At 30.5% G+C, this 12,840-nt stretch carries 15 protein-coding genes; 6 read left to right on the top strand and 9 right to left on the bottom strand.

All coding sequences use genetic code 11. The features are described 5' to 3' along the window. Window positions 1–101: 101 nt before the first annotated feature. A complete protein-coding gene (gene proC, locus BEE63_RS12075) occupies window positions 102–908 on the bottom strand; it encodes a pyrroline-5-carboxylate reductase (RefSeq protein WP_066021631.1) in 807 nt (268 codons plus the stop codon). Window positions 909–1,109: 201 nt separating this feature from the next. Here proC and proB point away from each other — a divergent pair, with 201 nt between their 5' ends. The 4 genes from proB to BEE63_RS12055 all read left to right on the top strand — a co-directional run bounded on the left by proB (window position 1,110) and on the right by BEE63_RS12055 (window position 4,046). Continuing rightward, window positions 1,110–1,910 carry a glutamate 5-kinase gene (gene proB, locus BEE63_RS12070; protein ID WP_066021630.1) on the top strand — a complete coding sequence of 267 codons (801 nt, stop codon included), beginning with the start codon at window positions 1,110–1,112 and terminating at the stop codon, window positions 1,908–1,910. Between the two features lie 22 nt (window positions 1,911–1,932). Further along, window positions 1,933–3,189: a glutamate-5-semialdehyde dehydrogenase gene (locus BEE63_RS12065; protein WP_066021629.1), complete on the top strand. Its 1,257-nt coding sequence runs from the start codon at window positions 1,933–1,935 to the stop codon at window positions 3,187–3,189. A gap of 64 nt (window positions 3,190–3,253) precedes the next feature. Further along, window positions 3,254–3,505 (top strand): hypothetical protein, encoded by a 252-nt coding sequence (locus tag BEE63_RS12060; protein ID WP_066021628.1) that lies wholly within the window; start codon window positions 3,254–3,256, stop codon window positions 3,503–3,505. A 115-nt stretch (window positions 3,506–3,620) separates the two neighbouring features. After that, the gene (locus BEE63_RS12055; protein ID WP_066021627.1) at window positions 3,621–4,046 is read left to right on the top strand and encodes a GNAT family N-acetyltransferase; all 426 of its coding nucleotides are present in this window, start codon (window positions 3,621–3,623) and stop codon (window positions 4,044–4,046) included. A 260-nt stretch (window positions 4,047–4,306) separates the two neighbouring features. On the opposite strand, the gene BEE63_RS22570 is transcribed toward BEE63_RS12055, so the two are convergent. The 3 genes from BEE63_RS22570 to BEE63_RS12040 form a co-directional block, all read right to left on the bottom strand. Next, window positions 4,307–4,690, bottom strand: a complete 384-nt coding sequence (locus tag BEE63_RS22570) for a hypothetical protein (protein WP_066021626.1) — start codon at window positions 4,688–4,690, stop codon at window positions 4,307–4,309. A 227-nt stretch (window positions 4,691–4,917) separates the two neighbouring features. Beyond that, window positions 4,918–6,309, bottom strand: a complete 1,392-nt coding sequence (gene asnS / locus BEE63_RS12045) for an asparagine--tRNA ligase (RefSeq protein WP_066021625.1) — start codon at window positions 6,307–6,309, stop codon at window positions 4,918–4,920. Between the two features lie 576 nt (window positions 6,310–6,885). Further along, a complete protein-coding gene (locus BEE63_RS12040; RefSeq protein ID WP_066021624.1) occupies window positions 6,886–7,347 on the bottom strand; it encodes a methylated-DNA--[protein]-cysteine S-methyltransferase in 462 nt (153 codons plus the stop codon). 262 nt (window positions 7,348–7,609) lie between these two features. On the opposite strand from BEE63_RS12040, the gene BEE63_RS12035 reads away from it, so the two are divergent. Both BEE63_RS12035 and BEE63_RS12030 read left to right on the top strand, forming a co-directional pair. Continuing rightward, window positions 7,610–8,899 (top strand): ATP-binding protein, encoded by a 1,290-nt coding sequence (locus tag BEE63_RS12035; protein ID WP_066021623.1) that lies wholly within the window; start codon window positions 7,610–7,612, stop codon window positions 8,897–8,899. A gap of 124 nt (window positions 8,900–9,023) precedes the next feature. Then, window positions 9,024–9,443, top strand: a complete 420-nt coding sequence (locus BEE63_RS12030; protein ID WP_066021622.1) for a hypothetical protein — start codon at window positions 9,024–9,026, stop codon at window positions 9,441–9,443. Between the two features lie 52 nt (window positions 9,444–9,495). On the opposite strand, the gene BEE63_RS12025 is transcribed toward BEE63_RS12030, so the two are convergent. The 5 genes from BEE63_RS12025 to BEE63_RS12005 all read right to left on the bottom strand — a co-directional run bounded on the left by BEE63_RS12025 (window position 9,496) and on the right by BEE63_RS12005 (window position 12,840). Further along, the gene (locus BEE63_RS12025) at window positions 9,496–9,894 is read right to left on the bottom strand and encodes a GerW family sporulation protein (RefSeq protein WP_066021621.1); all 399 of its coding nucleotides are present in this window, start codon (window positions 9,892–9,894) and stop codon (window positions 9,496–9,498) included. Window positions 9,895–9,971: 77 nt separating this feature from the next. Continuing rightward, window positions 9,972–10,583 carry a DUF2953 domain-containing protein gene (locus BEE63_RS12020; protein WP_066021620.1) on the bottom strand — a complete coding sequence of 204 codons (612 nt, stop codon included), beginning with the start codon at window positions 10,581–10,583 and terminating at the stop codon, window positions 9,972–9,974. A 2-nt stretch (window positions 10,584–10,585) separates the two neighbouring features. Next, window positions 10,586–11,044 (bottom strand): anti-sigma factor family protein, encoded by a 459-nt coding sequence (locus BEE63_RS12015; protein WP_066021619.1) that lies wholly within the window; start codon window positions 11,042–11,044, stop codon window positions 10,586–10,588. Beyond that, complete coding sequence (locus tag BEE63_RS12010; protein ID WP_242874795.1) at window positions 11,041–11,619, bottom strand: RNA polymerase sigma factor; 579 nt, start codon at window positions 11,617–11,619, stop codon at window positions 11,041–11,043. The genes BEE63_RS12015 and BEE63_RS12010 overlap by 4 nt, the downstream gene beginning before the upstream one ends. Window positions 11,620–11,703: 84 nt before the next feature. Next, window positions 11,704–12,840 carry an ABC transporter permease gene (locus tag BEE63_RS12005; protein WP_066021617.1) on the bottom strand — a complete coding sequence of 379 codons (1,137 nt, stop codon included), beginning with the start codon at window positions 12,838–12,840 and terminating at the stop codon, window positions 11,704–11,706.

The following is a 12,840-nucleotide window of genomic DNA, read 5'->3' as shown; positions in this document are numbered from 1 at the left end:
TCTGTTTGAACATCCTTCCAGTGAGTTATTGAAATATCTTAGGATTTTGCAATTTTTTTACCTTAGATTTATAGAATTTTTTTAACGTTCCTTCAGCACTGTTACTTCCCCATGCTTTTTGACTTGTTTGTGCATGCATCTACTGCTTCCATTACTGCTGCTCTAAATCCGCTCTCTTCAAGAGAATAAACTGCTTCAATAGTTGTTCCTCCTGGCGAACATACATCATCCTTAAGTTTACCTGGATGCTCTCCTGTTTCAAGTACCATTTTAGCTGATCCTAAAACAGATTGTGCTGCAAATTTATATGCTTTTTCCCTAGGCATTCCATTTAAAACTGCCGCATCTGCCATAGCTTCAATAAACATATAAACATATGCTGGAGAAGAACCACTTACTCCTGTTACTGTATCCATTAAGCTTTCATCTACAACTTCACATTTTCCAAATGAATTAAAAATTTCTATTATATCGTCAAGCTCCTTTTTTTCAATTCCCTTACCAGGAGTTATCGCAGACATAGCTTCACCAACAAAAGCAGGCGTATTTGGCATAGCTCTTACAACCTTTTTATTTTCCTTAAACATAATATTTATCTTTTCTATAGAAACCCCTGCCGCTATAGCAACTATTATGGCATCCTTTGATATTGATTCTTTTATTTCCTCTATAACTTCTGCATATTTATTAGGCTTTACAGATAATATTACAATATCTGAATTAAGTGCAACTTCTTTATTGTCATTTGTAGTTAATACCTTGTAGGCTTCTTTAACCTTTTTCAGTTTTTCACTTGAAGGATTACTTACTGTTATATTTTTAGCCGGTACAGTCTTAGCTTTAACTATTCCCCTTATCATTGCCTGTGCCATATTTCCGCAGCCAATAAAACCTATTTTCTTATCCATTCTTTTTCACTCCTTGAAACCAAACAAATTTTTATGATATAATCTTATGATAAATATATATACATTTTTTATTATACAATAAACTATATTTATTATCTAATAATTTATAAAGAGGAGGCTGCGTTACTTAAAATATTGCTATGTAACCTTATTATTGTAAAATAATTAAATATCTATACAATATTTTAGTAGCCACATAATATGAACACAAGAGAACAATACTTGAATAATGTACATAAATTAGTTATAAAAGTAGGAAGCTCTACATTAACGCATCCAAACGGACGTCTAGATTTTTATAAAATAGAACATATTGTAAGACAAATTGCAGACATACATAATCAAGGGGTTAAAGTTATACTTGTCACTTCTGGTGCTGTAGGCGCTGGCATTGGCAAATTAAGATTAAAGGAAAAGCCAAAGACTATACCGGAAAAACAAGCTGCTGCTGCTGTAGGTCAGGGAGTTCTAATGCACACTTATGAGAAACTTTTTGCTGAATATGGTCAAATAGTAGGCCAAATTTTAATAACCCGTGAGGACTTATCCAGTAAAAAAAGACTTGTAAATGCACAAAATACTTTTTCAGCCTTGCTGAATAGTGGAGTAATTCCAATTGTAAATGAAAATGATGCTACAGTAGTTGACGAACTTAAATTTGGAGATAATGACACCCTTTCTGCAAGAGTTTCATGTCTCATAAAAGCAGACTTACTTATTTTACTTTCTGATATAGATGGACTCTATGATTCAAACCCCAATACAAATGAAAATGCTGTTTTGATAAATACTGTAGAAAAAATAACAGATAAAATAAAAAAATCAGCTGGCGGTGCTGGCACAAAGCTTGGTACTGGCGGAATGACTACAAAGATAAGAGCTGCCTCAATAGCCACCGAAAGTGGAATATCAATGGTTATTGCAAACGGAGAAAAACAAGAAGTTATACGAAATATTTTAAATTTCCAAAATGAAGGTACGCTTTTTATACCTCAAAACTAAATAGATATTCGGAGGGTTAAAAATGGATATAAAAGATTATGTTATTCAAAAGGCAAAAAAGGCTAAGCTTGCGGCAAAGAAGCTTTCCTATGCGAATACAAATGATAAAAACAGAGCTCTTTTAGAAATGAGTGCTGCTCTCCTAAAAAATAAAGACTATATACTAGATCAAAACAAGATAGATGTAAAACGAGCAAAAGAAAATGGGACTTCAGAAGCACTTATAGATAGATTAACTTTAAATGATAAAAGAATTAATGGTATGGCCGAAAGTCTAAAGAAAACGGCTGCTCTTCAAGATCCAATTGGTGAAGTCATAAAAATGTGGAAAACACCAGATGAACTTGAAATAGGTCAAATGCGTGTACCTCTAGGAGTAATTGGAATAATATATGAAGCAAGACCTAATGTTACAGTTGATGCTGCTGCACTATGCATTAAATCAGGAAATTCTGTTATTTTGCGAGGCGGCAAAGAGGCTATAAATTCAAATATAGCTATTTCAAATATAATAAAAGAAGCTGTTTCAAAAAGCGGTCTTCCTGAAGGGACAATAGAATTTATTGATATAACTGATAGAGAAACGGTTAATGTTATGATGAAACTTAATGGAATAATTGATGTACTTATCCCAAGAGGGGGAGCTGGACTCATCCGAAACGTAGTCCAAAATTCTATAGTACCAGTAATAGAAACTGGAACCGGAAACTGTCACGTTTATGTTGATAAATACGCTGATTTTGACAAAGCTGAAAAGATTATAATAAATGCTAAACTTCAGCGTCCAGCTGTATGTAATGCCATGGAAAGTCTTCTAGTACATGCTGATGCAGCGCAGACATTTTTACCACGTCTATGCAAGAAACTAAAAGCTTTAAAAGTTCAAATAAGAGGCTGTGCAGTTACACAAAGCATTGTAAAAGATATAATTCCTGCTACAGAAGAGGATTATGGTAAAGAATTTTTAGACTTAATATTATCAGTAAAGGTTGTAAATTCACTTGATGAAGCTATTGACCATATATATAAATACGGTACAAAACATTCTGAAGCTATAATAACAGAAAATTACACTAATGCTCAAAGATTTCTAAAAGAAGTTGATGCTGCTGCCGTATATGTAAATGCCTCAACAAGATTTACAGATGGAGAGCAATTTGGCTTTGGAGGGGAAATAGGAATAAGCACTCAAAAGCTTCATGCAAGAGGTCCTATGGGACTTGAACAACTTACTACAACAAAATATATTATTTATGGCAACGGACAGGTAAGAAAATAGAAAAACATCCGAAAATATAATTATAGAATTTACATAATGAAATAAATGATGGGGAGGATTTTCTATGAAGGTTTCTATAGGTCAGGTAATTGAATTCAAAACAGATCATTATATAAATTTAGATTTAGGCGGTAAAATTCTTGTTAAAAAAGGCGATAAAGCAAGGGTTACTAAAAAGGTTAACAATATAACAGGGGAAATAGTATACATTACAGGTTCAGCCGCAGGGAAATGTCAGCAGCTTATGCTTGAAGTAGATGACAATATTGATGCTGATGCTATAGCAAAAAAAATTCTTAGGGAACTTCATGAATAATAATTCCATAATATATTAATGGTTGGTATAGGAAACTTTTAAACGACAAGTGATAAGTAGTTCTACCACTTGCCTATTTTTTATTATCTTTGTTTATAATTGGGGCGTGATGTAAATGTTTAAAGTAGAAAAGAATAGCTTAACACCTGAAATATTTGATATTCTTGCAAGCGCTGTTGGTTGGGGACATCCTTCTGTAGATGAAGTAACAGAAGCATTAAAAAATTCACTTTATACCGTATGCATAGTAGATAATGGCAAGTATATTGCAATGGGGAGAATTGCATACGGTTCTAATAAATGCTTTTTTATAAAAGATGTTGCTGTCCTTCCTGAATATCAAGGAATAGGTGTTGGTAAGCTTTTAATAGAAGATATATTAAAATTTATAAAAAGTAAAATACCTTATGGCTGGAAAACCTGTGTTGAACTCATGAGTGCTCATGGTAAAGAAGGCTTTTATGAGCAGTTTGGGTTTGAAAGAAAAATAACACAAAAAGACTGGTGTGCTATGAGACTGCGCCTAAGAAACGTAGTTTAAAAATAAAATTTCGGAACATTAAATAAAGGTCATAAATCTAAAGTTCTAATTTTGAAAACACTAAGTAATTTCAATAACTCGCTTACAGCTCAGACAAATTGAAATTTCTAAGTTTTTTTAAAATTAAAACTAAGATTTATTGACCTTTATTTAAATCGTTCCAAAATTTTATTTTTAAACTAGAGATAAATGCAATGTAATTTTTTCTCCGTTACACTACGAAAAAATCTTAAACTTAAAAAACACCGGCATCTATCATATTATTCTGTATAATCATCTACTTCAAAAGATGATATTTCATCAAAAAAAACATAGTCAGGTTTTACAATATTAGGATTTGAGCTTTCAACTACATCAAACTTATAAAATTGATTTCCCTTCCCTGCCGATCTTAATTTATACCAAGATATAAAATTATTTACTATATTCATAGTTACATTATACTGCTTAACTTGTCCGTTAGTTTTAGTTATTATCAATACAGCCTTATCCGAGTTATCGATTTGATTGTTCTGGACATTGGCACTTATATTAGTAGTTCCACTTACTGCTCCATCATTAATAGTATCTGCAAAAACACTTGTAAAACACCCTAAAATAACAATTAAAAATACTAAGAAAGATACTTTAAATTTGCTTTTCATTCATATCACTCCTAAATTATTATATTTTTAAATACCATATTATTATCGTTATACTATATTTTTTTATTAATTATATTTTTTGTAACTTATATATAAATCCAAATATAAAAAACCGCTTTTATTTGCTCCATATGATAAAAATGAGCAAATAAAAGCGATTTTGTTATTCTTAGTAATTATAAAGTTTACACGTTCTATAAAATCATTAATACTTCAACTTTATATCTTTAAAACTCGGCACTACCTGTAGTTCTAGGGAATGGTATTACGTCTCTTATATTTGACATGCCTGTTAAATACATAATCATTCTTTCAAAACCAAGTCCGTAACCTGAGTGTTTAGTTTCACCGTATTTTCTGAGTTCAAGGTACCACCAGTAGCTTTCTTTATCTAAGTTGAGTTCATTCATTCTAGCTTCAAGAACTTTAAGTCTCTCTTCTCTCTGGCTTCCTCCTATTATTTCTCCTATGCCTGGAACAAGTAAATCTGCTGCTGCTACGGTTTTTTTATCATCATTAAGTCTCATATAAAATGCTTTTATATCTTTTGGATAATCAGTTACAAAAACTGGTTTTTCGAATACTTTTTCAGTTAAATATCTTTCATGCTCTGTTTGAAGGTCTATTCCCCATTTAACTGGATATTCAAATTTTGCTCCTGACTTCTCAAGTATATCAACAGCTTCAGTATAAGTTATTCTTGCAAAATCACTATTTACAACATTATTTAATCTATCAAATAAGCCTTTGTCTATTCTTTTATTAAAGAATTCCATTTCTTCTGGTGCATTTTCCATTACATAACTTATTATATATTTTACCATTTCTTCTGCAGTATCAAGGTAATCACTTAGTTCTGCAAAAGCCATTTCAGGTTCTATCATCCAGAATTCAGCTGCATGTCTTGCTGTATTTGAATCCTCTGCTCTAAAAGTTGGTCCAAAAGTATAAACATTTCTAAAAGCAAGAGCAAAAGTCTCTGCTGATAACTGTCCACTAACTGTAAGATTTGTCTTTTTACCAAAGAAGTCCTTTGAATAATCTACGTTTCCTTCATCATTTTTAGGAGCATTTTTTAAATCAAGAGTTGTTACCTGGAACATTTCTCCTGCTCCCTCAGCATCACTTGTTGTTATTAAAGGCGTATTTACATATACAAAATCTCTTTCTTGAAAAAATTTGTGTACAGCATAGGCTGCTAATGAACGTACTCTAAATACTGCTGAAAAGGTATTACTTCTAGGTCTTAAATGAGCAATACTTCTTAAATACTCAAAAGTATGTCTTTTCTTTTGAAGTGGATAATCATTGTCTGAATTACCATCTAATTTAATGCTTTCAGCATGTATTTCAAATGGCTGCTTTGCATTAGGAGTTATTACAAACTCTCCTTCAACGGTTACTGTAGAACTTATTATAAACTTAGAAACTTCTTTAAAATTATCAAGTTTATCATCAAATACGACCTGAATATTTTTAAAGAAACTTCCATCATTGATTTCCATAAATCCAAAAGCTTTAGATGCTCTTATAGTTCTTACCCAACCTGATAATCTTACTTTTTTTCCACCAAATTCGCCGGATAATCTGTAAAGTTGTTTTACAAGTATGTTTTCCATAGTTTATTCCTCCTGATTTCATTTGTATAGAAAATAGTTATAATTTTTCACATAAATTTACTCTACTATATCGTATACACATCCAATTTATTATAATATCATAATAATATTGTATGTCAAACAAATACTTCTTTTACTACGGAATTTCAGACATAAATTACAGAGATTAAATTAGTAAATCTCTATTTAGACAAGTAAACTTTCAATAATTCTACGAAGCTTGTGAAATTTAAATAACTGATTTAGTTTAATGGCTATATTATTTTTCGTAGAGAAGCGGAGAAAAATTCACCTTGCCCTTCCCTGTGAGAAGTAACAATATTTTAGAAACGATTTAAATAAAATTGTATAAATCTTAGTGTCAAATTGTTAAAAAATTTAGATATTCTAATTGTCTGAGCTTACTTGCGAGTTATTAGGATATCTTAAGTTTTTATGATTTTGAATTAACAAATCAAAGTTGTTAGCCGTAAACATTAAGATAGCCTATATTTTATACAGAAGGATAATGGGTCTATGACCCAAACCCCAGTTATGATAAGATTTGTTAATTCTATTTAACGTTTTAAAATATTGTTACTTCTCATGATCTATAAGCCACTGCTTCCTCCAAATTCCACCTGCGTATCCCACTAACTTTCCACTTTTTCCTATAACTCTATGACACGGTATTATTATCGGAATTTTATTTTTATTATTAGCATTTCCTACGGCTCTTGAAGCATTTTTATTTCCTATAGCTTCTGCAATTTCTCCATAACTTACAGTACTGCCATAAGGAATTTTCATAAGTTCTCCCCAAACTTTCTTTTGAAATTCACTTCCGGACATTAAAAGTTCTAAATCAAATTCTTTCCTTTTTCCCTTAAAATATTCATCTAACTCTTTTAATGCTAACTGCAATAAAGCATTATTACTACTTATTTTAACTTCATCCTCAATAAAATTCATTTCACAGAGTTTCCCCTTAAATGCTTTTAATTCTAAATTACCTATAGGTGACTCATAATATGCAATTTCAATATTTTCATCTGCCATAAATTATACTCCCATTTATAAGATTCACAATACGAAATCTAAATTATACATGCTTTAATGCTAGCATCAAAGCGTGTATAACTTAATATTTGAGTTGTGAACCATTTATTTTAATTTATTGCCTTATATTATATACTAGGAAGCTATAATAATCTATAATAACTATATATACTTCAATTTGCAATATAAAAATAAGTTGTTTCGCAATGTTCTTAATATTATAAATTGAATGCATAGATATAAAATACTAGGGGGCATATAAATGGAAAATTTATCTTCAGGGGAATCTTTAAACGAGATGTATAAAAACATAAATAAGCTAATTGTATTTAGAAACCTCTTAAAAGATCCCATAATACATGATTTAAAAAAGCTGCTACTTCAGACTAAATCTAAAAAATACGACAATGCTGAAATTGATAATCTCTACTATACAATTGTTCATAATCTTATAAAGGCTTCTGAAACAAATGGACTAAGTGGTGATTTATTAAAATCTTACATAGTGTATTCTGTAATAAAATCAAAGAATTTCTTCACTGAAGCAGCTGAAAAATATGGGGCAAAAATTCAAAGAAGTCTATATACTGCGTCATTAAATGACATGAAAATTTTATACAATATAATGAACATGGAGCTTGGTTTAATTACTGACAAAGACAATGAGCTATTAAAAAATTATTCTCCAACTTTAAATAGACATAAAATAAATATGTTTGATGAAGAGAAATTAAAAATAGCACAGTCTGAATCTCCCGAGAACATGCTAAATAACCTAATAGATTACTGTTTTAAAATAGGCTCTGGCGAGATGTCAGACAACATAGCCTTCAGATGGGAAAATGGGCTTGTGGGCGTCTCTGATTATGATTATATTAAACTTTCTGACATAATCGGGTATGATCGTCAAAAAACAGCCCTTGTAAAGAACACTGAGGCTTTCATAAATGGTCTTCCTGCAAATAATGTACTACTTATAGGCTCAAGGGGTACAGGAAAATCATCTTCTGTAAAGGCAATGATTACCGAATACTACTCAAAAGGTCTAAGACTTGTTGAAATAACTAAAAGACAGCTTTTATGCTTTCCTGATATCCTTACTGAGCTCAAAAACAGAGGCAAATATTTTATTGTTTTTATAGATGACTTATCATTTGAGGAAGGCGAAATTGAATATAAGCAAATGAAATCCTTCTTGGATGGGGGTATAGAAAAAGTTCCTTCAAATGTGCTTGTATATGCAACTTCTAATAGAAGACATTTAATTAAAGAAACCTGGAGTGACAAGATTCAAAATGGAGAAGAACTTCATAATTCAGATACAGTAAATGAAAAGTTATCTCTATCTGATAGATTTGGATTAAAACTCACTTATATATCTCCTGACCAAAAAGAATATTTTAAAATAGTAGAAGGTCTTGCTAAAAAATCCAACTTAAATATACCAGAAGAAACCCTAAAAAAAGAAGCTGCTAAATGGGCTTTAAATCAAAATGGACGTTCTGGAAGGACAGCTAAACAATTCATAAATTATATAAGCAGTGAAAAATAATTATAGTATTACTCTAGACATGTAAAAGAAAATTATACTACTTTTATAAATGCTGCACTAAAGTTAATCATTTTATTAAACGACTTTATAAATAGTACAAATATTAATTATTGGAGGTGTTGTAATGAGTAGCACAATATTAAGTTCAACTCAAAATTTAATTCATAGTAGTCTAAATAAAGATGCTCTCACAAATTATTTATCTGATAGCGGCAAATCTACCGCAGCTGATTTCTTTTCAGAAGAAGCAGATGATATACAAACATTGTCACAAAATAAATATGCTGAGAATAAATTAAACAATAGCAGCTTAGGTAAATCACTAGATTCTTTAGTATCTAATGGAGTATTAACTAGTGAACAAGAAAGTTCCATAAAAGATGTTTTTACACAGCAGTATATAGCAGCACAAAGTTATTCTGGTTATAACTATAGTAATCCTGCCACAGCTAATCCTTTATCCGCTTTAGTTCAAAATGGTACTATTACAGAGGATCAGGAAGCTGCCATAATAACTTCTTTGAAATCAAATTCTAATGATTAATTGTTGATATAATAAAGGTACATGAGCTAAAGCCAATGTACCTTTTATTATTTTATTCCTCTTCTTTTGATTCCTCTTTATCTTTCTCTTCTGTTTTTTCTTTCTTATCCTTATCACATTTTACTTTAGATACTATCTCTGGAACCATTTCTAATAGTTTATCTAAATTTCCTCTATTCTTTACTGGAAGCATTGTAACTTCATCATTTTTTATAACTAGAATAGCATTAGGAGTAACTCTAGCACCAGCACCAAGTCCGCCGCCTTCTCCCTTTATTCCTTTGTTATCACCTGTTCCTGAACCTGTTCCACAACCAAACATAACGCTTATTATTGGAATTAATGTAGTTTCTCCAACTTTTATAGGTTCTCCAACCACTGTTTCTGTCCTTAAAAATTTCTCCAATTTAGTGAATAAAACATCCAAATTTTCTTTTATATTATTTTCCATAAGTAAATTCCTCCTAAAATATTTTTTATTCGAAGTACTTCTATATTATTAAATACACATACTGCTCAAAAAAAGTTTCATGCTTTTGAAAATATTATTTTTCTTACATCTTTACTAAATACAAGTTTTAATGTTTTTACTAATACAACTACAGGAATTGCATCTCCTAAAATCCTTATCTTTACATCAAAATCTTCTTCCTCAAATACAGGATTTAGCTCAATATCCGCTGAAGGTACTATTTCCTTAACAATAGGTATGATGGCGCACATTATACCTGTAACAGAAGGATCAAAGAATCCATATATACCTTTAATCTCAAAAATTTTAGGTTTCATTATATCCAGTATTTCCTTAAAGTATTTTATTAGCTTTCCTAAAATTGTATTCCACTTAATCTTCTTTTTTCTTTTTTTCTTCTGACTTTTCTTTTTTTTACTACCATTTTTTTTATAAGGTTTCATCTTTAATTTTTTGCCAAATAGACATATATTAAAATTAAACTTGCCATTTTCTCTTAAAACCTGTATTCTAAAAATTCCAAGTAAAACTGTAAAGGACGCATTAATATTTATATCATCATTATCTATTGTGGAATATAAGCTGTATTTTACCTTAATAAATAAACTAAAAAACATGAGCACGATAATTGTAAGTAAAATTATAAGCAGTACTTTTAAAATAATCATAATCATCCCACCTTTAAGAGTTTTTTAATTTTACCTATTAAAGGTACTTTTTTATCTATATAACTTTTTAAAGCTTTTTGTGTCTCTTTTACTGGAAACATCACAGCCTTATTTAACGCTTCATTATAAGGATTCTTATACATAACGCTGTAACATTCTAAAAGTGATTTTCGAGCTGCATTCATATCTTTAAAATAGTTTTGCACACTTAAATTCAAATCCTCATCAACTTCATTCATACAATTATCTAGGATTAAATCAACAAAATCGTCTAAGTTTTTAGGTTCATGTGTTTCACTGAAGCCTTCCTTAATTTTGGCATCCATTAGTTTTATAAATTCTACTTCTTCTCTACATTTTTCACAATATTTAAGGTGCTCCTCTACAAATATTTTTTCAAGAGGCTCAATTGTTTTATCCACATATGCATATAATAGTTTTTCATCAAATTTGCAGCTCATTTTTTCACCTCCAAATTCGCCTGAAGATTTTTCTTTAAAATGCCTTTAGCCCTATAAAGCTTGGTTTTTACTGTCCCCATTGGCATTTGTAAAAGTTTTGCTATTTCATCATAACTTAAATCCTCATAATATCTTAACATAATTATCATTCTATAGTCATATGTAAGTTTCTTTATACTCTCACGAACTACCTCGTTATTTATTTTATTAACTATGTCTTCTTCCATGTCATAATCGAGCGATACTCTACTCTCTTCTTCAAATTCATCATTATAGTACCTTGAATTCAGCGATATGACATTACTATTCTTGTCCCTTTTAAAATTAAGGCAAGTATTCACAGAAATTCTTCTTATCCAAGGATGAAATGGAAAGTCCAAATCAAATTTTTTTATGTTCTTAAAAACTTTTATATAAATTTCCTGAACTAAATCCATAGCATCGCTCGAATTTTGAGTATATCCATAGCATAACTTATATAAATATTTTTCATATAAATGAAACAAGTATGAGAAGGCTGCTTTATCGTATTTTTTACATCTTGATACTATTTCTTTATCAACTTCCAAAACCATCCCCCCATACATAATTTTATTTAACTATATAATTAATAGTACACTATATAGTATTAAAATGTTTCACTACCTATTAAATATTTTTTAGCTATTATAAGGTTTTACTGCAAATCTAATTATACTGAGAACTAAAAGTACTCCACCTAAAATGCACATCATGGTTACATCTGGCACTAAATACTGAAATCCCACACCCTTTGTTATGATTCCTCTTAATATATTTAAAAAATAGGTAAGTGGCAAAACATTTCCTATAAGTTGTATTGCTTTAGGCATTGCCTCTCTCGGAAAAACAAAGCCTGAAAGAAGTATGCTTGGCAAAAGCACAAGTATGGTAAGCTGCATAGCTTGAAGCTGCGTCCGTGAAATTGTAGATATGAGTATTCCTATTGCAAGTGCGCATATGACAAAGGCAAATCCCAGTAGCAAAAGCAGCAGCAAACTACCATTTATAGGGACATGGAACCATGTTATACCCAGCACCAATGAGAATAAAAAATCCAAATATCCTATAAAAATATATGGTATGAGCTTTCCAAGGATTATTTCACCTGCTTTTAAAGGCGATACTGTAAGCTGCTCTATAGTTCCTCTTTCTCTTTCCCTTACAAGTGCAAAAGCAGTTAAAAGTATCGTTATATTCTGCATTATAAGGCCTATGAGCCCTGGTATAGTGAAATTTTGATTTCTTAAATCTGGATTATACATAACTTTCGTATTAACATTAACACTACCACTTTGAGTTTTAGAAGTTACTTTCTCAGTTAATTGTTGAAGTTTTTTTACACCATACTGCTGCCCTGAAATTACTCCACTACTAAAGGCTGTTCTTGCAGTAGTGGGATCCGAACCATCAATCAATAACTGTACATTTGTTTCTTCCTTATTCTGAAGTTTCGTTGAAAAATCGGGAGGAATAATAACTGCCGCATGAACCTCTCCCTTATCTATTTTTTTCTTTACTTCATCTATACTGTTCTCTCTTGAACTTATCTTAAAATATCCAGTGTTTTGAAAACCTTGAATGAGTTCTCTACTTTCTATGGAATGACTTTGATCAAGCACCGTCATAGATATATTACTAAGTTCTGTGTTAACCGCATAACCAAATAACAGTATCATTATTATAGGCATCATTATGGCAATTGCAAAACTAGCTTTATCACGTTTAAGTTGTATGATTTCCTTTTTTACTATGGCTTTAAACCTCTGAAAATTCAT

This window comes from Clostridium pasteurianum (genome assembly GCF_001705235.1).
Taxonomy (GTDB): Bacteria; Bacillota; Clostridia; order Clostridiales; family Clostridiaceae; genus Clostridium_S; species Clostridium_S pasteurianum_A.
The sequence above is the reverse complement of the archived record's forward strand: the minus strand, read 5'-3'. Positions and strand labels throughout refer to the sequence as shown.